Annotated in this window: 22 protein-coding genes; 16 read left to right on the top strand and 6 right to left on the bottom strand. The window is 71.7% G+C overall.

What is annotated here, in order from left to right; translation table 11 throughout:
- Position 1 precedes the first annotated feature (1 nt).
- From AB0P08_RS15875 to AB0P08_RS15860, 4 genes are read left to right on the top strand one after another with little or no spacing between them, the layout of a single operon-like run.
- Positions 2-973, top strand: a complete 972-nt coding sequence (locus tag AB0P08_RS15875; RefSeq protein ID WP_363590492.1) for an electron transfer flavoprotein subunit alpha/FixB family protein — start codon at positions 2-4, stop codon at positions 971-973.
- A gap of 2 nt (positions 974-975) precedes the next feature.
- Complete coding sequence (locus tag AB0P08_RS15870; RefSeq protein ID WP_363590491.1) at positions 976-2,622, top strand: cytochrome b/b6 domain-containing protein; 1,647 nt, start codon at positions 976-978, stop codon at positions 2,620-2,622.
- 3 nt (positions 2,623-2,625) lie between these two features.
- Complete coding sequence (locus AB0P08_RS15865) at positions 2,626-3,099, top strand: ASCH domain-containing protein (RefSeq protein WP_363590490.1); 474 nt, start codon at positions 2,626-2,628, stop codon at positions 3,097-3,099.
- A gap of 13 nt (positions 3,100-3,112) precedes the next feature.
- Positions 3,113-4,264 carry an acetyl-CoA C-acetyltransferase gene (locus AB0P08_RS15860; protein WP_363590489.1) on the top strand — a complete coding sequence of 384 codons (1,152 nt, stop codon included), beginning with the start codon at positions 3,113-3,115 and terminating at the stop codon, positions 4,262-4,264.
- A gap of 52 nt (positions 4,265-4,316) precedes the next feature.
- Here AB0P08_RS15860 and AB0P08_RS15855 read toward each other — a convergent pair whose 3' ends face one another.
- On the bottom strand, positions 4,317-4,826 hold the full coding sequence (locus AB0P08_RS15855; RefSeq protein WP_060922628.1) for a GNAT family N-acetyltransferase: 510 nt from the start codon (positions 4,824-4,826) through the stop codon (positions 4,317-4,319).
- Between the two features lie 130 nt (positions 4,827-4,956).
- Here AB0P08_RS15855 and AB0P08_RS15850 point away from each other — a divergent pair, with 130 nt between their 5' ends.
- The 7 genes from AB0P08_RS15850 (at position 4,957) to rocD (ending at position 13,500) form a co-directional block, all read left to right on the top strand.
- Positions 4,957-5,517, top strand: coding sequence for an acyl-CoA thioesterase (locus tag AB0P08_RS15850; RefSeq protein ID WP_187662479.1), 561 nt, complete (start codon positions 4,957-4,959; stop codon positions 5,515-5,517).
- A gap of 64 nt (positions 5,518-5,581) precedes the next feature.
- Entirely contained in the window at positions 5,582-9,256 is a 3,675-nt protein-coding gene (locus AB0P08_RS15845; protein WP_363590488.1) for a proline dehydrogenase family protein, read from the top strand.
- A gap of 271 nt (positions 9,257-9,527) precedes the next feature.
- Positions 9,528-9,962 (top strand): hypothetical protein, encoded by a 435-nt coding sequence (locus tag AB0P08_RS15840; RefSeq protein WP_363590487.1) that lies wholly within the window; start codon positions 9,528-9,530, stop codon positions 9,960-9,962.
- Complete coding sequence (locus AB0P08_RS15835; protein ID WP_187662476.1) at positions 9,962-10,192, top strand: helix-turn-helix transcriptional regulator; 231 nt, start codon at positions 9,962-9,964, stop codon at positions 10,190-10,192. The genes AB0P08_RS15840 and AB0P08_RS15835 overlap by 1 nt, the downstream gene beginning before the upstream one ends.
- Positions 10,189-11,187, top strand: a complete 999-nt coding sequence (locus tag AB0P08_RS15830; RefSeq protein ID WP_363590486.1) for an NAD(P)-dependent alcohol dehydrogenase — start codon at positions 10,189-10,191, stop codon at positions 11,185-11,187. The genes AB0P08_RS15835 and AB0P08_RS15830 overlap by 4 nt, the downstream gene beginning before the upstream one ends.
- Positions 11,188-11,350: 163 nt before the next feature.
- A complete protein-coding gene (ddaH, locus tag AB0P08_RS15825) occupies positions 11,351-12,229 on the top strand; it encodes a dimethylargininase (RefSeq protein ID WP_187662474.1) in 879 nt (292 codons plus the stop codon).
- The gene (gene rocD, locus AB0P08_RS15820; RefSeq protein ID WP_363590485.1) at positions 12,226-13,500 is read left to right on the top strand and encodes an ornithine--oxo-acid transaminase; all 1,275 of its coding nucleotides are present in this window, start codon (positions 12,226-12,228) and stop codon (positions 13,498-13,500) included. The genes ddaH and rocD overlap by 4 nt, the downstream gene beginning before the upstream one ends.
- A gap of 90 nt (positions 13,501-13,590) precedes the next feature.
- Here rocD and AB0P08_RS15815 read toward each other — a convergent pair whose 3' ends face one another.
- The 3 genes from AB0P08_RS15815 to AB0P08_RS15805 are packed head-to-tail and all read right to left on the bottom strand — an operon-like array spanning position 13,591 to position 15,713.
- The gene (locus AB0P08_RS15815) at positions 13,591-13,875 is read right to left on the bottom strand and encodes a hypothetical protein (RefSeq protein WP_025105431.1); all 285 of its coding nucleotides are present in this window, start codon (positions 13,873-13,875) and stop codon (positions 13,591-13,593) included.
- 60 nt (positions 13,876-13,935) lie between these two features.
- Complete coding sequence (locus tag AB0P08_RS15810; protein WP_280567314.1) at positions 13,936-15,267, bottom strand: MFS transporter; 1,332 nt, start codon at positions 15,265-15,267, stop codon at positions 13,936-13,938.
- Between the two features lie 5 nt (positions 15,268-15,272).
- Positions 15,273-15,713 carry a MarR family winged helix-turn-helix transcriptional regulator gene (locus tag AB0P08_RS15805; protein ID WP_187662473.1) on the bottom strand — a complete coding sequence of 147 codons (441 nt, stop codon included), beginning with the start codon at positions 15,711-15,713 and terminating at the stop codon, positions 15,273-15,275.
- Between the two features lie 70 nt (positions 15,714-15,783).
- Between AB0P08_RS15805 and AB0P08_RS15800 the strand changes: the two genes are divergently transcribed.
- The 5 genes from AB0P08_RS15800 (at position 15,784) to AB0P08_RS15780 (ending at position 20,801) form a co-directional block, all read left to right on the top strand.
- The gene (locus AB0P08_RS15800; protein WP_363590484.1) at positions 15,784-16,542 is read left to right on the top strand and encodes a copper homeostasis protein CutC; all 759 of its coding nucleotides are present in this window, start codon (positions 15,784-15,786) and stop codon (positions 16,540-16,542) included.
- A gap of 9 nt (positions 16,543-16,551) precedes the next feature.
- Complete coding sequence (locus AB0P08_RS15795; RefSeq protein WP_187662471.1) at positions 16,552-17,406, top strand: alpha/beta fold hydrolase; 855 nt, start codon at positions 16,552-16,554, stop codon at positions 17,404-17,406.
- Positions 17,407-17,949: 543 nt separating this feature from the next.
- Positions 17,950-18,687, top strand: a complete 738-nt coding sequence (locus AB0P08_RS15790; protein WP_363590483.1) for a DUF1684 domain-containing protein — start codon at positions 17,950-17,952, stop codon at positions 18,685-18,687.
- Between the two features lie 33 nt (positions 18,688-18,720).
- Entirely contained in the window at positions 18,721-19,770 is a 1,050-nt protein-coding gene (gene lplAB / locus AB0P08_RS15785; protein ID WP_315636266.1) for a lipoate-protein ligase LplAB, read from the top strand.
- A gap of 113 nt (positions 19,771-19,883) precedes the next feature.
- Complete coding sequence (locus tag AB0P08_RS15780) at positions 19,884-20,801, top strand: DNA-methyltransferase (protein ID WP_187664232.1); 918 nt, start codon at positions 19,884-19,886, stop codon at positions 20,799-20,801.
- A gap of 24 nt (positions 20,802-20,825) precedes the next feature.
- Here the strand turns inward: AB0P08_RS15780 and AB0P08_RS15775 are convergent, their stop codons facing one another.
- Together AB0P08_RS15775 and AB0P08_RS15770 are read right to left on the bottom strand one after the other, a co-directional pair.
- The gene (locus AB0P08_RS15775) at positions 20,826-21,176 is read right to left on the bottom strand and encodes a cupin domain-containing protein (protein WP_363590482.1); all 351 of its coding nucleotides are present in this window, start codon (positions 21,174-21,176) and stop codon (positions 20,826-20,828) included.
- Complete coding sequence (locus tag AB0P08_RS15770; RefSeq protein WP_363590481.1) at positions 21,173-22,576, bottom strand: NAD(P)/FAD-dependent oxidoreductase; 1,404 nt, start codon at positions 22,574-22,576, stop codon at positions 21,173-21,175. The genes AB0P08_RS15775 and AB0P08_RS15770 overlap by 4 nt, the downstream gene beginning before the upstream one ends.
- Positions 22,577-22,587 lie beyond the last annotated feature (11 nt).

The raw sequence follows: 22,587 nt of genomic DNA, 5'->3' as shown, positions 1-22,587 counted from the left end.
CATGGCGTACCCCGAGAACCCGATCCTCGTGCTCCTCGACGTCGACCCGTCCGGCGAGCTCGCCAGCAGCACCGCCGGACTCCTCGGCGCGGCGGCGGCCATCGGCACGCCGGTGGCACTGATCGTCGGCGGTTCCGAGACCGCGGTCGCCACGGCCGCGGCGGCCGGAGCCGCGGTCGTGCTCACGGCCGAGGGCGACCCGTCGGCGCTCACGGTCCCGATCGTCGACGCGCTGCAGGCCGCCGCCGCGCAGGTGCAGCCCGAAGCCGTCCTCATCTCGAACTCGATCTCCGGGCGCGATGTCGCCGGCCGGTTCGCGGTGCGATCGAAGAGCGCTCTCGCCGTGGATGCCGTCGGGGTCTCCCGCGACGACGAGGGCATCGTCGCCCACCACTCGGTCTACGGCGGGGCGTATCTCGTCGATGCGGCCGCGACGTACGGCACGCTCATCGTCACGGTGCGCCAGGGCGCGGTGGAGGCCAGGGCCGAGGCGGTCGCCTCCCCGCAGGTCGAGCAGCTCGCGGTCACCCCGTCCGGAGCGGTCGCCGCGACGGCGGGCCCCGTCGAGACCGTCGAGGCCACCTCGTCCCGTCCCGAGCTGCGCGGAGCGACCCGCGTCGTCTCCGGTGGCCGCGGCCTCGCGTCGAAGGAGAAGTTCGTGCTCGTCGAGGAGCTCGCCGACGCTCTCGGCGCGGCCGTGGGTGCCTCGCGCGCCGCGGTCGACGCGGGCTACATCCCGCAGTCCCATCAGGTCGGGCAGACCGGGGTCTCGGTGTCGCCGCAGCTCTATGTCGCGCTCGGGATCTCCGGCGCGATCCAGCACCGGGCCGGCATGCAGACGTCGAAGAACATCGTGGCGATCAACAAGGACCCGGAGGCGCCGATCTTCGACGTCGCCGACTTCGGCATCGTCGGCGACGTGTTCGCGATCGTCCCGCAGGTGATCGCCGCGCTCGAGGCACGGAAGAAGTAGTCATGGCGACGCGGGTGCTGCGCCGCGGGCTTCCGCGGGTGCCGGGGGGCGAGCCGTGGCCGCCCGCCGATGCGACGGTCGAGACCGTCGATGCGGCCGTCGCCGTCGAGGCGCCGGTGGCGACGCCGGTCTCCGCGACGCCGGAGCGCGGGGAGGACGACCCCACCGCGGTCACGCCGGACGCCACCGGCGTCCAGGCTGCGCAGCCGGACGCCGCGCCGCGTCGGGCGCTCCGCCGGGGTCTCCCGCGCGTTCCCGGCGGTGAGCCCTGGCCGCCGTCTACGGTCGGGGCCGCGCGCGCGGCGTCGTCCGCACCCGCAGTGGTGCCGGGCGAGACCGCACCTTCCGCCGCGGCGTCCGCCGCGCCTCCTGCCGCCCCCGCTGCCGCTGCGTCGTCCGCCGCGCCGGCTCGGACTCCTGCTGCGGCGCCTGCTCCCGAGACGCCCGCCGCAGGCGAGAGCGTCCGCCGCGGACTGCCCCGAGTCCCGGGTGGCGAGCCCTGGCCCCCCGCGGGGACCGTGCCCGCCCGTCCGACCTCCGCTCCCTCCCCGGCCGTGGCGGCGGATGTCTCCGCGATCCCGGAGGCGGCGGCGCCGTCCGCGACCCTCGTCTCCGAGCCGGCCGCTGTCCCGGGGACCGCGCTCGCCACCGGCGCCGACATCAGCGCGCCGCTGCCCTGGACCCGTACGGTCTGGAACGGTCGAGCACCGCGGCATCTCCCGGCCGCCGCCTCATCGACCGTCTCCGGCGCTCGCCGTCGCCCGACATGGACCCAGGCGATCGCGACGCTGTTCGGCGCCGCCGCCCTCGGCGTGCTCGCGGCCGCGGCCGTGGCCCTCGTCCGCACGCTGCTGAGCCTCCCGTTCATGCAGGACTTCCTGGCGGCCTTCCCTGGCGAGTACGAGCCACCGATCCCGGTCGAGCCCGGCTTCGCGCCGTGGGTCAACTGGGCGCACTTCTTCAATATGTTCCTGATCGTGCTGATCATCCGCTCGGGGCTGCAGGTGCGCACCGAGAAGCGGCCGAGCGTGTTCTGGTCCCCGCGGAACAACCCGAAGGGCAAGATCAGCCTGAACCTCTGGTTCCACCAGGCGCTCGACATCCTGTGGCTGGTCAACGGCGTGATCTTCGTCGTCCTGCTGTTCGTCACCGGGCACTGGGTGCGGATCGTGCCGACGAGCTGGGAGGTGTTCCCGAACGCGCTGTCGGCGGCCCTCCAGTACATCTCGTTCGACTGGCCGCACGAGAACGGCTGGAACAACTACAACAGCCTGCAGCAGCTCGCCTACTTCGTCACCGTCTTCCTCGCGGCGCCGCTCGCCGCGGTCACCGGGTTCCGCATGTCGGGGCTCTGGCCCAAGAGGGCGGAGCGCCTGTCGAAGGCGTACCCGGTGGAGTGGGCGCGTGCCCTGCACTTCCCGGTGATGCTCTACTTCGTGGCGTTCATCATCGCGCACGTCGCGCTCGTGATGCTGACCGGCTTCCTGCGGAACCTCAACCACATGTTCGCCGCGCAGGATGCCGCGACGTGGACGGGGTTCTGGGTGTTCATCGCCTCGCTCGTCGTGATCGCGGTCGCCTGGGTCGCTGCGCGCCCGCTCGTGCTCGCGCCGATCGCGAAGGCGTTCGGCAAGGTCTCGGGGCGCTGATCCATGACCGATCGCACCGCCATCGAGGACTACTGGCGCGAGGCCCGCATCGCGCTGCCCCACCTGCCGGAGCCTCTTCCCGAGGCGTGGGGTTTCGGCGCGACGCCGGAGCACGCCGACGAGCTCCTGGAGCTCGTGCTCGCGGGTATCAAGGTGGGCACGGCGTCCTCTCTCTGGGACTACGAGGAGTCGGGGGATCCGCTGCCGACCGTCGGCGAGCTCAGCATCATCCTCGATGGGACCGGCGCTCCGCGCGCCGTGATCGAGACCACGGCGATCGGCATCGTTCCGTTCGACGAGGTCGACGAGGTGCACGCCTTCGCCGAGGGGGAGGGCGATCGCACCCTGGCGCACTGGCGCGAGGTGCACGAGCGCTACTGGCGCACCCACTCCGAGAACCCGCGCGGCTACGAACCCGATATGCCGGTGCTGTGCGAGCGCTTCCGGCTGCTCCTGCCGGCCGGCACGGAGGACTGAGAAGAGGGAGATCATGGCAGAGGCCTACATCGTCGACGCGGTCCGTTCGCCGGTCGGACGCCGTGGCGGCGCTCTCGCGGAGATCCACCCCGCCGACCTCGGCGCGCACAGTCTGCGGGCCCTCGTCGACCGGACCGGCATCGACCCCGGCGCCGTGGACGACGTGATCCTCGGAGCCATCGATGCGATCGGCGGGCAGGCCGGGAACGTCGCGCGCACCGCGTCGCTCGTCGCCGACTTCCCGGAACACGTGCCAGGCGTCACGATCGATCGGCAATGCGGATCGAGTCAGCAGGCCGTGCACTTCGCCGCGCAGGCGGTGCTCAGTGGCACCAGCGACCTCGTGATCGCCGGCGGGCTGCAGAACATGTCGCGGATCCCGCTCACCGCGGCCGCGACCGTCGGCCGGGAGTACGGCTTCACGACGCCGTACGCCGAGTCCCCCGGGTGGCGGGAGCGCTACGGCGACCAGGAGATCTCGCAGTTCCGCGGAGCGGAGCTCATCGCCGAGCGGTGGGACATCTCGCGGGAGGAGATGGAGCGGTACGCGCTGGAGAGTCATCGGCGCGCGGCCCGGGCCCAGGACGACGGGCGGTTCGCGGCCGAGATCGCGCCGCTCGCCGGGCTCGACCACGACGAGGGCGTGCGCCGGGACACCACCCTCGAACGCATGGCGGGATTGCAGCCGCTCGCGCCCGGTGGACGGATCACCGCCGCCGTCGCGTCGCAGATCAGCGATGCGTCGAGTGCCGTGCTCATCGCCAGTGCGCGGGCGGTGCAGGAGCACGGCCTCACGCCGCGGGCCCGCATCCACCACGTCTCCGTCCGCGGCGACGACCCCGTGCTCATGCTCACGGCACCGATCCCGGCGACCCGGCACGCGCTGGAGCGCACCGGGCTCCGGATCGAGGACATCGACCTGTTCGAGGTCAACGAGGCGTTCGCCTCGGTCGTGCTCGCCTGGATGCGCGAGACCGGTGCGCCGCACGAGAAGGTCAACGTCAACGGCGGCGGCATCGCGCTGGGGCACCCGATCGGCGCGACCGGCACGCGCATCCTGGCGACCCTGCTCAACGAGCTGGAGCGCACCGGCGGACGGTACGGCCTGCAGACGATGTGCGAGGGCGGCGGCGTCGCGAACGTCACGATCATCGAACGCCTCTGAGCGCAGACGAAAGGGCCGCCCCGTGGGGCGGCCCTTTCGGTGAGGACGAGGGTCAGGGGCGCACGAAGCGGACCTCGGTGAGCGTCTCGCCGAGGAACGGCTCGGTGTGCGCCGCGCCGTCGAGGTGGAACCCGTTGCGCGTGTAGAAACGGTGCGCGCGAGGGTTGTCCTCGGCGACCCAGAGGTAGAGCGGCTCGTCCTTCTCGACGGCCGCGTCGAAGAGCTTCTGTCCGATGCCCGTGGAGTGGTAGGCGTCGAGCAGGTAGATGAAGTACAGCTCGCGGAACGCCGGGGCGTCCTTGTCGCGGGCCGGACCCGAGCCGACGAAGCCGACGATCTCGCCGTCGACGAGCGCCGCGTTCATCTTGAAGTCGGGGCCCTGCGAGGCCCAGTGCGTCCACAGCTCGGCCATACGGCGGGGCGAGACCTTCTCCAGCGCCGCCTTGCTGATGAGGTGATCGTAGGTCTCGTGCCAGCACTGCGCATGCACGCGACCGAGGGCTTCCGCATCCACATCACGGACCGGACGGACGATGACTTCGGGCTGGGCTTCGGCGCTCATGCGGTGACTCTACGGCGGGTCCGTGGAAATCGGAAATCGGGATGACGGCCCGTGGGAAGCCCTTCGACGGCATGGAGGATTCGGACAACGAAGTTCGACCGTCGTGCGCGGATGGCTACGATCAGTGCTCGTGAATGTGATCTGGCGGACCCTCCTCGTGATCCTCGGTGCGCGTCGCCGCGTGCGGCAGGGGAAGACCCTCGACCCCACCGCCGTCGGCACCGTCACCGTGACCACCCTGCCCACGGACCTCGACATCCTCCGCCACATGAACAACGGCCGGTACCTGTCGCTGTTCGACCTGGGCCGCTGGGACCACCTCATCCGCACGGGGCTGTTCGACGTGATGAAGGAGCAGGGCTGGTACGCGGTGGTCTCCAGCGAGACCATCACCTTCCGCAAGTCGCTCCAGCTCTGGCAGCGGTTCGAGGTGCAGTCCCGCTTCATCGGGCACGACGAGAAGGCGCTGTTCCTGGAGCACCGGGCGGTGGTCGCCGGCGAGGTCTACGCCAGGGCCATCGTGCGGGCCCGCGTCCTGCGCCGGTCCGGCGGCACGGTCAGCAACGAGGAGCTGTTCGCCGCGGTGGGCAAGCCCGACGGGGTGCCGGAGATCGACGCGTGGGTGCACGACTGGGCCGCCGCGTCCGCCCTGCCTCCCGTGCGCACGCCCGCCCCCAGCATCTGGAACTGACCCGGCTGCGGCCCGCCCGGTCGGGCACCCCGGGATTCCGCGACCGGAGACCTAGGGTGGTCACATGGCAGAGTCGTCGTCATCCTCCGCGGAGGCGGGGGCATCCGCATCCCTCGCCGATCAGGCCGTCGAACTCGCGCGCCGTTGGGTGATCGAGGCGGCTGCGGCCGACGTCGACCCCGCCGCCGAGCGTCTCGCCGGCGTCCTCCGCGACGCCAACGGCCTGCCGTTCACCCTCGGTTTCGTCGACGGCGTGATGCGGCCGGAGAGCCTGACCGCTGCGGCCGCCCAGCTGCGCCGGATCGCGCCCATCGTGCCGGAGTTCCTGCCGTGGTACCTGCGCTCCGCCGTGCGGCTCGGCGGCGGGGTCGCCCCGGTGCTGCCGACGCCGGTCGTGCCGATCGCGCGGCGGGCGCTGCGCGAGATGGTGGGGCACCTCGTGGTGGACGCGCGACCCGCGAAGCTCGGACCCGCGATCGAGAAGCTGCGGGAGTCGGGGTCGCGTCTGAACCTCAACCTCCTCGGGGAGGCGGTGCTGGGGGAGGCGGAGGCGCAGCGGCGGCTCGACGGCATCCACGAGCTCATCCGGCGTCCGGATGTCGACTACGTGTCGGTCAAGGTCTCCGCCATCGTCAGCCGCATCTCGATGTGGGGCTTCGACGAGGTCGTCGAGCGGGTCGTCGACCGGCTGCTCCCTCTCTACGTGACGGCTGCGGAAGACGGCACCTTCATCAACCTCGACATGGAGGAGTACCGCGACCTCGACCTCACGATCGCCGTCTTCACGCGGCTCCTGGAGGACCCGCGGCTCACCGGACTCGAGGCCGGGATCGTGCTGCAGGCCTATCTGCCCGACGCGCTTCCGGCCCTCCAGGAGCTCACCGCCTGGGCGCAGGACCGCGTGATCCACGGGGGAGCCCGCATCAAGGTACGCCTCGTGAAGGGTGCGAACCTCGCGATGGAGCACGTCGAGGCGACGATGCACGGGTGGACGCCCGCGCCCTACGACACGAAGCTCGACACCGACGCCAACTACCTGCGCTGCCTGGACTGGGCGCTGCAGCCCGAGCACACGTCCTCGGTGCGGATCGGGGTGGCCGGCCACAACCTCTTCGGCATCGCCCATGCGTGGCTGCTCGCCGGGGAGCGCGGGGTCCGCGACGCGGTCGAGTTCGAGATGCTGCTCGGCATGGCTCAGGGGCAGGTGCAGGCAGTGTCCCGCGAAGTGGGTCCGGTACTGCTGTACGTGCCGGTCGTCGCGCCCGCCGAGTTCGATGTGGCCATCAGCTACCTCGTGCGGCGGCTGGAGGAGAACGCGTCGTCCGAGAACTTCCTCTCCGCGGCGTTCCACCTGCACGACGACGAGTCTCTCTTCGCGCGGGAGGCCGAGCGCTTCCTCGACGCGCTCGACCGGGCGGGGGACCCGGCCCTCGGCCTCGGCCCGCGGCGCACCCAGGACCGCCTCGCGCCCGTGCACGAGTCCGTGCGCCCCGCCCCGGTCGGTCCGGTGGCGGAGGCTGACCTCACGAAGGCGGTGCTCGGCATCGTGCGCGGCTCCGACGACACCGACACCGGCGCCTACCTCGAGACCGCCGTGTACGCCGCGCGCGAGCGCGGGGAGGACACCGGGGGCGCGCCGGGCTTCGTGAACACGGCCGACACCGACCTCGCCCTCCCCGCCAATCGCGAGTGGGCGGCGGGGATCCGCGCGCGGCTCGCGGACTCGGCGGTCGGGAGGGATGTCCTGGACGCGGCCCGCGTCGATGACGCCGATGACCTCGGCCGCATCGTGCGTGGCGTGCAGGGCGCGGCGGCAGCGTGGGGATCACGTCCCGCGGCCGAGCGGGCGGAGGTGCTGCTGCGCGCGGCGGCCGCTCTCGAGTCCCGCCGCGGGGAGCTGATCGAGGTCGCGGCGGCGGAGACCGGCAAGGTCTTCGCCGAGGCCGACGTCGAGGTGAGCGAGGCCGTCGACTTCGCCCGGTACTACGCCGCGACGTGCCGCGAGCTCGATGCGATCTCCGGCGCCGTGTTCGTCCCCGCCCGGGTGACCGTCGTCGCTCCGCCGTGGAACTTCCCCCTCGCGATCCCCGCCGGTGGCGTGCTGGCGGCGCTCGCCGCGGGGTCCGGCGTCGTCCTCAAGCCCGCCCCGCAGGCGCGGAGGTGCGCGGCGGTGCTCGTGGCGGCGCTGTGGGAGGGCGGCGTGCCCCGCGAGGCCCTCGCTCTCGTCGACATCGAGGAAGGCGACCTCGGCCGTGCCCTCATCACGGACGAGGCCGTGGACCGGGTGATCCTCACCGGCTCGTGGGAGACCGCGGCGCTGTTCCGCTCCTGGCGCCCCGACCTGCCTCTGCTCGCGGAGACCAGCGGCAAGAACGCGATGATCATCACGCCCTCGGCCGACCTCGACCTCGCCGTGGCCGACCTCGTGAAGAGCGCGTTCGGGCACGCGGGGCAGAAGTGCTCCGCGGCGTCGCTCGCGATCCTCGTCGGGCCGGTGGGGCGCTCGCAGCGCTTCGCGCGTCAGCTCGCCGACGCGGTCCGCTCGCTGCGGGTCGGGTGGCCCTCGGATCCGCTCGCCGAGGTGGGCCCCGTCATCGAGAAGCCCGAGGGCAAGCTCGCCTGGGCCCTCTCCGAGCTGGAGGGCGACGAGCGGTGGCTCATCGAACCCGCCCTCGATCCCGCCGACGACGGCAGCGGACGGCTCTGGCGCCCCGGCGTGCGGGTCGGCGTGCAGTCCGGCTCCCGCTTCCACGCCGAGGAGTTCTTCGGACCGGTCCTCGGGATCATGCACGCCCCGACCCTCGCGAAGGCCGTCGACCTGCAGAACGCGGTCGCCTACGGTCTCACGGCGGGGCTCCACACCCAGGATCCCGACGACCTGGCCTTCTGGCTCGACCGCGTGCAGGCCGGGAACCTCTACGTCAATCGCGGCACGACCGGAGCGATCGTACAGCGGCAGCCGTTCGGCGGGTGGAAGCGCTCCTCCGTCGGCGCCGGTGCCAAGCCCGGCGGGCCGAACCACCTCATCGGGCTCGGAACGTGGCGCGCGCAGCACGGGTCCCCGGCGTCGAGCACCCTCCACCTACGCGGGCTCGACTCCCGGATCACCGCGCTCATCGAGGCCGCGCAGCCCTCCCTCCCGTTCGAGTCCTTCGAGTGGCTCCGGCGGTCCGCGCTGTCGGACGCGTTGGCCTGGGACCGGGAGTTCGGCCGGGTGCGAGACGTGTCGCGGCTGGAGATCGAGCGCAACCTCTTCCGGTATCGGCCCGTGCCGGTGGAGATCCGCGCCACCGAGGACGCCGCCCTGCACGACCTGCTGCGGGTCGTGATCGCGGGGGTGCGTGCGGGGGCGGGCTTCGTCGTGTCCACTCCGGTCGGGCTTCCGGCGGGCGTGCGGCATGCTCTGGGCGACCTCGACGCCGTGGTGTTCCTGGAGACCGAGGCCGAGTGGCTCCAGCGGATGCAGGCGACCTCGGGTGAGGGGTCCTCGGGTGATGCCGAGGGTCCAGTGCTTCCGCGGCATGAGCGTGTGCGGCTCGTGGGCGGGCGGGAGTCGGTGGCGGCGCTGCACTCGGCGCTGGCGGTCGCGACGGGCGGTGATCCGGACCTCGCGGTGTACGACGCGGAGGTGACGGCGGCCGCCCGCATCGAGCTCCTTCCCTTCGTGCACGAGCAGTCCGTCTCGATCACCGCGCACCGCTACGGAAACCCCGACCCCTGGAGCGCCTCCGTCATCTGACCCCGTCCCCCGGCGCGGCTGCCGGAGCCGGTGCGGTGCGGTGCGGGCTCGAAAAGGTGCCTTCCCGGCCCGCGGCAGGTGCGTTTTCGATCCCGCTTCGGGATGCGCAGGACATGCGGGATCGGAAACGGGCGGGAGCGGCGGCTCGGGGGTGCGATTGTGATCCCGGAAGAGACTGCGCGGGGACGGAATGCGGGTGTAAAAGATTCTTGACACAGGTGCGATGCGGACGTACTCTCGTGTCAAGAATCTTTGACACGAGGAGAAGCGCATGGTCTACGAGGAGCGCAACGTCTGGGCCGGGCTCATCGTCAGTCCGATCGTCGCGGTCGTCTACGTGCTGCTGCTCATGCAGCAGGCCGGTGGCGGTCCGCTCACCGCGACGGACTGGTTCCCGCTGATGCTGTGGACGATCGGCGGGGGCATCGTCGGGACGATCGTGCTCAGCATCCTCTGGGGCATCATCGCCGGGATGTCCGATCCGGACGGCGTCGGCCGCTCCGACATCCGCGACCGGGACATCGGCCGGATGGGGGCGCGCGTGGAGCAGGCCTTCGTCGCCATCGCCGGCCTCGGGGTCATCGTCCTGTGCGGTCTCGCTGCCGACGCGTTCTGGATCGCGAACACCATGTTCGCGGGGTTCCTCGTGGCGGCCGTCGTCGGCGGTGTCGCCCGGGCGATCGCGTACCGTCGGGGCCTGGTCTGATGGTCAAGCCCACCCTCGTCTCCAACAGCATCCGCGCCCACCGCGAGCGTGCCGGACTCACGCAGGCCGAGCTCGCCCGCACGATCGGGGTCACGAGGCAGACGCTCATCGCGATCGAACAGCAGAAGTACTCGCCGACGCTCGAGCTGGCGTTCCAGATCGCCCGGGCCTTCGGCGTCGGGATCGACGACCTGTTCGCGTATCCCACCGACCCCGGAGGTGCCGCATGACCGAGACGATGCTCGCCTGGACCCGCGAGACGTACGGCCCGGCCGCCGGGACTTCGCTGACCCGCCTGCCCGTGCCGCAACCCCACCGGGGAGAGGTCGTGCTGCGCGTGCAGGCCACTGCCCTCAACGCCGGCGACGTGCGGCTGCTCCTCGGCGATCCGCTGCTGGTCCGGCCTTTCTTCGGCCTCACGCGCCCGAAGCACCCGGTCCGGGGGCTCGACGTCGCGGGCACCGTCGTGGCGGTCGGCGCCGACGTCGTGAACGCCGAACTCGGCGAACTCGTGGTGGGAGAGCTGCAGGGCGGCGGCGGCCTCGCCTCCCGCGCCCGCATCGCGGCCGACCGCGTCGTGCCCGTGCCCCCGGATGTGACGCCCGAGGCGGCTGCGTGCCTGCCGATCGCCGGAGGCACCGCGTGGCAGGCGCTCGATGCGGCCGGGGTGGGGCTGCGGCACCGTGCGCAGCGGGTCCTCGTGATAGGGGCGTCCGGCGGCGTGGGGACCTTCGCCGTGCAACTCGCGGCGCTCCGTGGGGCCGAGGTCTGGGCGACGTGCCGTCCCCGGAACGCCCTGCTGCTGGATCGTCTCGGAGCCGTGCGCACGCTCGACCACCGCACGTCTCCGCTCACGCACCTGCCCTCCGCCCGGTTCGACGCCGTCATCGACCTCGCGGGAGGTGTGCCGATCCGCGAGCTGCAGCGTCTCGTCCGCACGGGTGGTCGCGTGGTGCTGGTGACGGGCGACGGCGGACGCGTACTCGGTCCTGTGCCGCGGATGATCCGCGCCGCCGTGCTCTCGGTCCGCGGACCCCGGGTGGTGTCCCTCGCGGCGACCTCGCACCCGGAGATCCTCGCGAAGCTGCTCGAGCTCGTGGAGGAAGGGCACCTGGTCCCCGTGATCGAGCGCACCTACCCGTTCGCCGAGGCCGTGTCGGCGCTCGCGCACGTCGAGGCCGGGCACACGGTCGGCAAGGTCGTGGTGACGCAGCGCGAGGGCTGATGACGACACGGGACGGATGCTGGTGGCGCCCAGGGTCCGGTGGCACAATGGTCACCGGCGTGCCCGAGTCGCATCTTCCCCTCCGCCTCTTCCGAGCAGGGGGTCGAAGGACCGCCGGGCCCCTGGACAGCGTCCGCCGCGCCCGTTCACACGAGGAGCATCCATGTCGACGCCGGAGACCGCCGTCACCACCGCCCCCACGCGCACCGCGCACCGCCGCCACTACCTGATGTGCCGTCCCGAGCACTTCACGGTGAACTACTCCATCAATCCGTGGATGGAGCCGTCGCGGCCGACCGACACCGCCAACGCCGTCGCCCAGTGGCAGAAGCTCTACGACCTGTATGTCGAGCTCGGCCACGAGGTCGAGCTCATCGACCCGCTCCCCGGCTACCCGGACATGGTCTACACGGCCAACGGCGGGTTCCTCATCGACGGCCGCGCCTACGTGCCGGAGTTCCGGTTCGTGGAGCGGCAGGGGGAGGCTCCGGCCTTCGCCGACTGGTTCCGCGCCGCCGGCTACGACACCGTCATGCCGGAGGAGGTCAACGAGGGCGAAGGCGACTTCCTGCTCGTGGGCGATGTGATCCTCGCCGGCACCGGGTTCCGCTCCACCGGCGACAGCCACCGCGAGGTCGGCGAGGTCTTCGGCCGCGAGGTCGTGTCGCTGAACCTCACCGACCCCCGCTTCTACCACCTCGACACCGCGATCGCGGTGCTCGACCCCGTGCAGGGCGTGGAGAACGGCGGCCCCGAGCGGGCGAACATCGCCTACCTCCCCGGGGCCTTCGACGACGCCAGCCGTGCCGAGCTGGAGAAGCGCTTCCCCGACGCGATCCTCGTGTCGGACGAGGACGGCGCGGTGTTCGGCCTGAACTCCTCGAGCGACGGCTACAACGTCATCATCTCGCCGCGGGCGAAGGGCTTCGAGCAGCAGCTCCGGGAGCGCGGCTACAACCCGATCACCGTCGACCTGTCCGAGCTCCTCCTCGGTGGCGGCGGGATCAAGTGCTGCACGCTCGAGCTGCGGGGTGCGAAGTGACGATCGAGCAGACGGCGGGCGCTTCGACCCTTCGACAGGCTCAGGGCGCTTCGACGAGCTCACCGACCCTTCGACAGGCTCAGGGACCCACCGCGGTCGCGGAGCCGCACGTCGCGCACAACTACCACCCGCTGCCGGTGATGATCGCGCGCGGCGAGGGAGCGTGGGTGACCGATGTCGAGGGCAAGCGCTACCTCGACCTGCTCGCGGCCTATTCCGCGGTCAACTTCGGGCACCGTCACCCCGCGCTCATCGCGGCACTGACCGAGCAGCTCGGTCGGGTCACGCTCGTCAGCCGGGCGTTCCAGAGCGACATGCTGGAGCCCTTCGCGGCCGCGCTCGCCGAGCTCTGCGGCAAGGAGCTCGTCCTGCCGATGAACACGGGCGCCGAGGCGGTGGAGACCGGCATCAAGGTCGCCAGGGCGTGGGGCTACCGCGTGAAGGGCATCCCCGAGGGGAAGGCGCGGATCGTCGTGGCGAAGGGCAACTTCCACGGCCGTACGACGACGATCGTGAGCTTCAGCGACGACGAGACCGCGCACGACGACTTCGGTCCCTACACGCCCGGTTTCGACCGCGTGCCGTTCGGCGACGCGGAGGCGATCGCCGCGGCGATCACCGAGGACACGGCGGGCGTGCTCGTGGAGCCGATCCAGGGCGAGGCCGGTGTGGTGATCCCGCCGGAGGGGTACCTCCGCCGCATCCGTGAGATCTGCGACGAGAAGAACGTGCTGTTCATCGCCGACGAGATCCAGGCCGGACTCGGACGTGTCGGCGAGACGTTCGCGTGCGACCGCGAGGGTGTCGTGCCGGACCTGTACCTGCTGGGCAAGGCGCTCGGCGGTGGCATCCTCCCGGTCTCGGCCGTGGTGGGGAACACCGATGTGCTGGGCGTGATCCGTCCCGGTGAGCACGGCTCCACGTTCGGCGGCAACCCGCTCGCGGCGGCCGTCGGCCTGCGCGTGGTGGAGATGCTGCAGACGGGCGAGTTCCAGGAGCGTGCGCGGGCACTCGGCGCACACCTGGAGCAGGCGCTGCAGCCGCTGATCGGCCACGGTGTCACGGGCGTGCGCATCGCCGGGCTGTGGGCGGGCGTCGACATCGACCCCGCGATCGGTTCGGGCCGAGAGATCGCGGAGAAGCTGCTCGACCGGGGTGTGCTCGTGAAGGACACGCACGGGCAGACCATCCGCATCGCGCCCCCGCTCGTCATCCGGGCGACCGAGCTCGACTGGGCCGTCGAGCAGCTCAAGGTGGTACTCGACGCCTGACCGCGGCCGACCCACCCCCTTCTGCACGACCCACCCCCTTGCGAACGTTCGCAAGGGGGTGGCTCGTCTCGAAAGGGGTGGGTCGACGGCTCAGGCCGGCGGGGAGTCGGGGTCGAGCGTGCGGAGGGTGTCCTCCTCGGCGGCGTTGTCGGCCGCGAGCTCGTCCTCGGTGTTCTCGTCGCCGCCCAGCGGCGCGTCGTGGCCGGGGCCGGAACTGCCCTGGATGGCGCCACCGGTCGACTCGCCGCGGGAGCTGTCGCCCTGGATCGCGCCGCCGGTGCCGTCGCCCTGGCCGGAGTTCTCGTCAGGGACGTCGACGCCGGGAGCGCCTTCGGCCGGATCCTGCGGGTGCGGGGTGCTCATGTTCTCGTCCATGACACGACGCTACGACCGCCGGGACGTGATGAGGAAGGCGTTGACAAACGCGCCCGCAGCTCACTCGTCGTCGCGTCGAGGAAGCCGGATGGGCGTCGTCGCCGCGGCCTTCTCCGTGTAGTCCACCGGCTCGACCGGCTGCACGACGCGCAGTGGGCGGGTCTCGTCGAGGGTCAGGCGGAAGCGGCTGCTCTCCTCGCGGCGCAGCCTCCCCGACGTCAGCACCCACGTCACCCCGATCGCGCACGCGATGAAGCCGGCCGTCCCGCCGAGCATGATGGCGGCGCGGGGACCGAACGTGTCCGCCACCCAGCCCGCGATCGGTGCGCCGACCGGGGTCGACCCCATGATCACGGCCATGTAGAGGGCGAGGACACGGCCGCGGAGCGCCGGATCCGTCGTGATCTGCACGTAGCCGTTGGCCGTGGTCAGCAGCGTCACGATCATGAAGCCGGTGAACGTGAGCGTGACCGCGTAGGAGAGGTAGGTGGGCATCGCGGCCGAGACGAAGGCCGCGATCCCGAAGCCGCCCGCCGCGAGGATCACCACGCGCACCCTCGCACGGTCCCGCCGTGCGGCGAGGAGGGCGCCGATCAGGGAGCCGATAGCGAGCACCGAGCTCAGCACCCCGTACCCGTCGGCGCCGGCTCCGAACTCCAGCGCCATGGTCGAGGCGAAGATGGGGAAGTTCATGCCGAACGCGCCGATGAGGAACACCGTCACGAACACGACCTTGAGGTCGCTGCGCGCCCAGACGTACCGGAAGCCCTCCGCGAGGCCGCCGCGGCTGCGGTTCTTCGGCCGTGGTGCCAGCAGGTGCGTGCGCATGAGCATCAGCGCGACGATCATGGCGAGGAAGGTCGCGGCGTTGACGATGAACACCCAACCGGAGCCGATCGCGACGATGAGCAGACCACCGACCGCGGGGCCGATCATGCGGGCGAGGTTGAAGGAGGCGGAGTTGAGCGCCACGGCGTTGGAGGTCTCCGTGGCGGACACCATGTCCGACACGAAGGCCTGCCGGGCGGGTGCGTCGAACGCGTTGACGATGCCGAACCCGAGGGCGAACGCGAGCATCATCGGCAGGGTCATCACGCCGGCCAGCAGCAGGGATCCGACCGCGATCGCGAGGCCGAGCAGCGCGGTCTGCGTGGTCAGCAGGATCTTCCGCCGATCGAAGCGATCAGCGACCCAGCCGGTCAGGCTCACCAGCACCAGCGGTGGGCCGAACTGCAGCGCCATGGTGACGCCCATCGCGGTCGCGTCGTTGTCGGTGAGCTCGGTCAGCACGACCCAGTCCTGGGCTGTGGCCTGCATCCACCCGCCGACGTTCGACACGAGGGCGCCGGCGAACCAGATCCGGTAGTTGATGTTCGCGAAGGAACGGAACATGGCGCTCATCGCTCCACCACCCTCCGCATCAGGGCGCTCGCTTCTCGCAGCGTCGTCAGTTCCTCCTCGGTGTAGTCGACCTCGCGGAGCATGTCGGCCAGCAGCACGTCGCGGCGGCGGATGGTCTCGACGACGACCTCGACGCCGGCGGCGGTGATGTCCACCTGCACGCGGCGGCGGTCGTCCTCGTCCGGGGTGCGGGCGACGAAGCCCTGCTCCTCCAGGCCGTTCACGATGCTCGTCATCGAGGGGGCGGTCACGCGCTCGCGCTCGGCGAGGGTGGAGATCGTGCGCCGGCCGTTCATGCGCAGCTCGGCGAGAACGGCGAGCTGCGTGTCGCTCATCATGTCGGCGGCGCGGGCGCAGCGGAGCCGGCGGGCGAGCCGGAACGTGGCCATGCGCAGGTCTGTGGCGGTGAGGTGCAGGGAATCATCGGACGCAGACATACTTAGTTAGTCTATCTAATATTTCTGACGCGGGGGCGGGAGGAGCCGGGGCAGCGGGCACAATGGAGGGGTGACCCGAACGATCGCTCTCGAAATCGCCGTCCAGGATCCCGCCGGAGTGCGCATCGCCGCAGAGGTCGGCGCCGCCCGCGTCGAGCTCGCCACCGCTCTCGCCCTGGGCGGGCTCACCCCGTCGCCCGCCACGCTGGAACTCGCGCTCGAGGCCGCGGGGGCGAACGGCCCCGAGGTGCACGTCCTCATCCGTCCGCGCGCCGGCGGCTTCCACTACAGCGCCGACGAGCTGGCCGTCGCCGAACGCGACGTGCGGCACGCGGTCGCCGCAGGCGCGGCCGGCGTGGTGATCGGCGCGCTCGACGCCGAGGGGCGGCTCGACCACGATGCCATGGCGCGGCTGCGGGATGCGGCCGGGGGAGCTCCGGCGACCCTGCACCGGGCCATCGACGTGACAGCCGACCCGGTGGCGACCCTGCGGGCCGCGAGAGAGCTCGGGCTCCGGCGCGTGCTCACGTCCGGAGGGGCATCGGCCGCGATCGACGGCCTCGACATCCTGCGCGCGCTCGTCGCCGCGGCCGAGGGGCAGATCGAGGTCATGGCCGGCAGCGGCGTCGACGTCGCGAGCGCTCCGGTGCTCGCCGCGGCCGGCGTCGACGCCCTCCACTTCTCCGCGAAGCGGGCGGTGACCGAGGACGGCGGCGTGCGCATGGGCTCCGCCTCCGACGGGGTCGGCGGCTACGAGGTGACGGACCGCGACATCGCCTTCGCGATCCGGGACGCCATCCGCGACGCCGTCGAGGGAACCGACCGGTAGGGCCGACCCATGACCGAGACCCGCGAGTACACCGACAGCCACGGCATCGCCATCGTCTACGACGTCCACCCCGCGGAGGGCACGCCCCGCGGCGTCGTCCAGCTCCTGCACGGGGTGGGCGAGCACGCGGGACGGTATCCGGCGCTGATCGCCGCGCTCACCGGAGCCGGGTTCACCGTCTACGCGGACGACCACCGTGGGCACGGGCGCACCGGCATGCGCCAGCACGGCGATCCGGCCCGGCTCGGTCGGCTCGGCCCCGGGGGTCTCCGGGCGGCCAAGGATGCGATCTGGCAGCTGACCGGCATCATCCGCGACGAGAACCCGGACCTTCCGCTCGTGCTCCTCGGGCACTCGTGGGGGTCGTTCCTCGCACAGATGCTGGTGAACGAGCACGCCGAGGCCTTCGATGCGGTCATCCTGTCCGGCTCGGCGCTGCGGACGCCCCGCTCCCTGAACCCGGCGCCGCTGAACGCCGCGTGGGCCGCCGACGACGCGACCGGGTACGAGTGGCTGAGCCGCGACCCCGCGGTGTGGAAGGCTTTCGAGGAGGACCCGCTCACGACGGGGGTGCCGCTTCTCAAGCTCTTCGGTCTGCTCGACGCGGCGCGACTGTACGGGCGTCCGGCGACGCACCTCGCGCGCGACCTCCCGATGCTCCTCCTCGTCGGCCGTGACGATCCGGTCGGCGGTCCCCGCAGCGTCCACAAGCTCGCCGACCAGTACCGGCGCCGCTCCGGACTCACCGACGTCACGACCCTCGTCTACCCCGACGCCCGGCACGAGATCTTCCAGGAGCTGCAGCAGGACGAGGTGCGCGCCGACGTCCTCGCCTGGCTCGACGCCCACATCCCCGCCCGCTGACCCCCGTCCCGGGTCCGGTCCCTTTACGGTCCGGGATCACTTTCGCCCCTTCCCCCGGTCCCGCGGGATCACTTTCGCGCGTGGCACAGGCCCCAGCGGAACGTTTTCGAACACGCACTGTGCGTGGGTGCGCCGGTGAGTCCGCGTCCACGATGACCTGTCGGGGTCAAGGTCGAGCCTCCCGTCACCGCCCGCGAGATCACCTTCGAGCCTCCCGACATCCCGCGGGATCAGTGTTGTGCCTCCCGCCACTGCCGCGGGATCACTTTCGTGCCCGGGACGGACCTCGGGGGAGCCTTCTCGAACACGCACGGTGATTCGCGCGCCGGTGGCGGTGGGGTTCACGGATGGCGGGATCAGAAGCGGGCGGGGGAGGGTGCGATGGGGGACGATTTCGATCCCGCGGGAGGTGCGCGGGGACCGCGGGGAGTGTGACGCGGGATGACGCGGGGTGAAGGCGTGTGACGGAGGGAGGCCACGGCGGATGAGGGCGGGCCTAGATTCGGGGCACATCCGCACGAGCGAGGGGGAGGGCCCGCGGCGATGAGCTTCCTGACGGACTGGCATGAGTGGCATGCGGCGCGTGAACGCTATGCGGGGTCGGAGTACGGGCCGTCCGCGCTGGAGTCGACGAACTGGCTCATCACCGAACCCGCAGCGGTCGACGGCGTCCCCGGACTCTGGGCCCTCACCGGCGACGGCGGCATCCGCGGCAGCGAACTCGGACCGTCGGGGTCGGTCGTCACCCTCCGCGGCGCCCAGACCCTGCGCCTCGGGCGGCGGGAGTTGCGGGTGTTCGATCGCAACGGGCTGCTGGCCCTCCGCGTCTGGAATCCGGCCCGTCCGCAGCGGGAGTGGTTCACGGCGATCGACGCCTACGCCCCGGACGAGCGCTGGCGGCTCCCCGCGACGTTCGAACCCGCGCCAGACGAGCGGATCGTCGTCACCTCGGTCGACGGTGAGGAGCGCGAGACCGCGATCGCCGGACGCCTGCGGTTCGAACTCGCCGGCACCCCGCACGAGCTCACCGTCACCCGCAGCGGGAGCGGAGCGCTGAGTGCGGTCTTCGCCGACGGGACGAACGGGCTGGAGACGTACCGGTTCCGGTTCCTCCCCGTCGACGAGCCCGCCGCCGACGGGTCCGCCGTGATCGACTTCAACCGGGCGTACCTCCCGCCGTGCGCCTTCTCCGACCAGTTCATCTGCCCCCTGCCCACACCAGGCAACCGCTACTCCACGCCGATCAGGGCAGGGGAGCGCGTGGTCGTGCTCGGCGGCTGACCACGGGGGCAGCGCGCGCCTTAAGCTGGATCCGTGCACGGTGAATACAAGGTTCCTGGGGGCAAGCTCGTCGTCGTCGACCTCGAGGTCGAGAACGACCGGATCGCGCGGTTCCGGCTCGCCGGGGACTTCTTCCTCGAACCGGACTCCGCGCTCGACGACATCAACGCCGCTGTCGAGGGTCTCCCCGTCGAGTCCGACGCCACGGCCATCGCCGCGGCCGTCCGCGGCGCCCTCCCCGAGGGGGCCCAGCTGCTCGGCTTCACCCCCGAGGCGGTCGGCACCGCCGTCCGCCGCGCGCTCGTCACGGCGCCCGGCTGGGGCGACTTCGACTGGGAGATCGTCCACGAGAAGGCGGTCTCGCCGCGCATGAACCTCGCCCTTGACGAGGTGCTCACCTCCCGCGTCGGCGAGGGGCGTCGGCGTCCGACGCTGCGCATCTGGGAGTGGGACGAGTCGGCCGTCGTCATCGGGTCGTTCCAGTCGTATCGCAATGAGGTCGACCCCGAGGGCGCTGCGAAGCACGGCTTCGACGTCGTCCGCCGGATCTCCGGAGGCGGAGCGATGCTCATGGCCGCGGGGCAGATCATCACCTACTCGCTGTACGTGCCGGCGTCGCTCGTCGCGGGCATGACCTTCGCCGACTCCTACGCGTTCCTCGACGACTGGGTGCTGCAGGCGCTCCGTTCGCTCGGCATCGACGCCGTCTACCAGCCGCTCAACGACATCGCGAGCCCGACCGGCAAGATCGGCGGCGCCGCGCAGAAGCGCCTCGCGAACGGAGGTGTGCTGCACCATGCCACCCTCTCCTACGACATCGACGGCCAGATGATGACCGAGGTGCTGCGGATCGGCCGGGAGAAGCTCAGCGACAAGGGCACGACCTCGGCCGCCAAGCGCGTCGACCCCCTGCGCAGCCAGACCGGCCTGGAGCGCGCCGAGATCATCGAGCGCTTCAAGGACACGTTCCGCTCGCTCACCTCCGCCGAGGACGGCGGCATCACGCCGGACGAGTACGCCGATGCCCAGGCTCTCGTGGAGTCGAAGTTCTCGACCGACGCGTGGCTGCACCGGGTTCCGTGAACCCTTCGACAGGCTCACGCCCTTCGACAGGCTCAGGCCCTTCGACAGGCTCAGGCCCTTCGACAGGCTCAGGGACCCAGGGTGCTGGCCCAGCGGTCCAGGTCCCGGGGCGGGTGTCGGTGATCGAGGGGGACAACCTCGCCGTCGCGGCGACCCTGCCGTCCGGGTCCTTCACGCTCGTCTACCTCGACCCGCCGTTCAACACCGGAAGAGTGCGGGAGCGGCAGGTGGTCACCGCCCGCCGCACGTTCACAACTCCGGAAGAATCGGCGGATCCGGACGGGGGCAGCTCCCAACCGGCCGAAACCGCGTCGGATCTCCTGAGTTCTGAACACGCGGTCGGCGGGCCGGAGGTGCGGCACGGCTTCCACGGACACCGATACGAGCGGGTGCGCGGCATGCTGCGCGCGTACGACGACAGCTTCGACGACTACGGCGCCTTCCTCATGCCGCGGCTGGAGGAGGCCTGGCGCCTGCTCGCCGACGACGGCACCCTGTACCTGCACCTCGACTACCGCGAGGCGCACTACGCGAAGGTCATGCTCGACGCGGTGTTCGGCCGGGACTGCTTCCTCAACGAGCTCATCTGGGCGTACGACTACGGCGCGAAATCCCGGCGGCGGTGGCCCACCAAGCACGACACGATCCTGGTGTACGTGAAGAACCCGCGGACGTACGTGTTCAACTCCGACGACGTCGACCGGGAGCCGTACATGGCTCCGGGGCTGGTGACCGCGGAGAAGGCGGCGCGCGGAAAGCTCCCGACCGACGTCTGGTGGCACACGATCGTCCCGACGACCGGACGGGAGAAGACGGGGTATCCGACGCAGAAGCCCGAGGGCATCCTCCGGCGCATCGTGACCGCGTCCAGCCGACCGGGCGATCGGGTGCTCGACCTCTTCGCCGGAAGCGGCACGACCGGAGCGGTGGCCTCCGCACTCGGTCGGGAGGCGGTGCTCGTGGACGACAACCCGGAAGCGGTGCGGGTCATGGCCGCACGCATCCCGCACGCGGAGGTCCGCCGGGCCTGAGTGGGACGCGCTCGGCACGAGCCGTCAGATCCCGATCGAGACCTTCCGCAGGGTCGCGTTCACGGTCCAGACCGTCCGCATGCCGGCCGTGAGCCGCATCACGGACCCTGGGCCGAGTCCCACGGGCGGGAGCGCGGGTGCGGTGAACGCCACGGTCGCGCGACCGGAGAGCACGACGAACACCTCGTCCTCCTCGACGTCCACCGCGGTGCCCGGCGTCATCTCCCAGACGCCGATCTCGATGCCGCGTGCGTCGTCGAGCACCGTGTACGCCGTGGTCGGCGCGCCGTCGCGGACGTCCTCGTCGGGCAGCGGGGCGTGCGTCAGCGCGAGGTTCCCCGCGTCGACGACGGCCCCCGGGGTGAGCGCGGTCACGAGTCGAAGCCCATGCCGAGGGCGTCGAGCGTCTTCAGGAACAGGTTGCGGCGCCCCTCGTTGTGGTCGGCCCTGTCCATCGCGGCGCGGACGAGATTGATGCCGACGGACGCGGCCGGCTCCGGTGGGAACGGGATCGGCTTCTCGCGCACCATCCGCAGCTGCGTGCGTTCGGTCTCCTCGCCGTCGAGCTTGTCGAGCATGACATCGGCCGCGAACCGGGCGGCCCCGACCCCGAGTCCGGTGAACCCCGTGGCGTAGGCGACCCGACCGCCGCGGGCGGTGCCGAAGAATGCGCAGAACCGGCTGGAGGAGTCGATGGCGCCGGCCCAGCGGTGCGTGAAGCGGAGGCCGGCGAGCTGCGGGAAGGTGGTGAAGAAGTGCGAGGCCAGGCGTCGGTGGCTCTCCATCCGATCCTCGTAGGCGGGGCGCACCTTGCCGCCGAAGTGGTAGACCGCGTCGTAGCCGCCGAACAGGATCCGGTCGTCGGCGGTGAGCCGATAGTAGTGGAACTGGTTGGCGCTGTCGGCGAGCCCCTGGCGGTTGCGCCACCCGATGGACGCGAGCTGCTCCGCCGACAGCGGCTCCGTCATCAGCACGTAGTCGTACACCGGGACCGTCATGAGGCGGTTGCGCTTCAGGAGCGAGGGGAACACGTTCGTCGCGAGCGCCACCGCGTCGGCGGTCACCCGGCCGTGCTCCGTGACGAGGGTCACCGGACCGGAGTCCGCGCCCTCGATCCGCCGGACGAGGCTGTGCTCGTGGATCTCCACGCCGAGCTCGACGGCCACCCGCGCGAGCTCCAGGCCCAATTTCGCGGGGTGCACGAGAGCGCTGCCCTCCCGGTCCCACGCGCCGGCGAGGAACGTGGGGGAATGCACTTCCGCCTGCACCGCCTCGCGGTCGAGGAAGCCCTCCTCCTCGCGCAGCCACTCGACCTGATGCGGCTCCACGGCGACCGCGAGCTGGCCCGTCCGCTCGAACTCGGCATCCATGTCGTACCGCCGCACGGTCTCGGCGATGCCGTCGAGGTTCTCGTGGCCCAGCTCCTCGAGGCGGTCGATCTCCTCGGGCCAGCGGTTCACGCCGTTCTCGTGGCCGTGCGTGAGGCTGGACTCGCAGAAGCCGCCGTTGCGCCCGGATGCCGCCCAGGCCACGCGGGATGCCTCCAGGAGGACCACCTTCCGCTCCGGATCCCGCTCCTTCGCGCGCACGGCCGTCCAGAGCCCGGTGTAGCCGCCGCCGACGACCACGAGGTCCGTGTGCACGGTGCCGCGCAGCGGCGGATGCGCGGGCCGCTCGACGTCGTCGAGCCAGAAGACCGACAGGGCCGTGTCGCGCAGGGCGTCGTCGACGACGGACTGCGGAGGACGACGGCGTTCGAAGACCGTGGTGCCCATGTTCACTCCGA

This window comes from Microbacterium meiriae, from assembly GCF_040686935.1.
In the GTDB taxonomy this organism is placed as follows: Bacteria; Actinomycetota; Actinomycetes; order Actinomycetales; family Microbacteriaceae; genus Microbacterium; species Microbacterium meiriae.
Note: the sequence above shows the minus strand (reverse complement) of the source record. Positions and strands in the feature narration are given on the sequence as shown.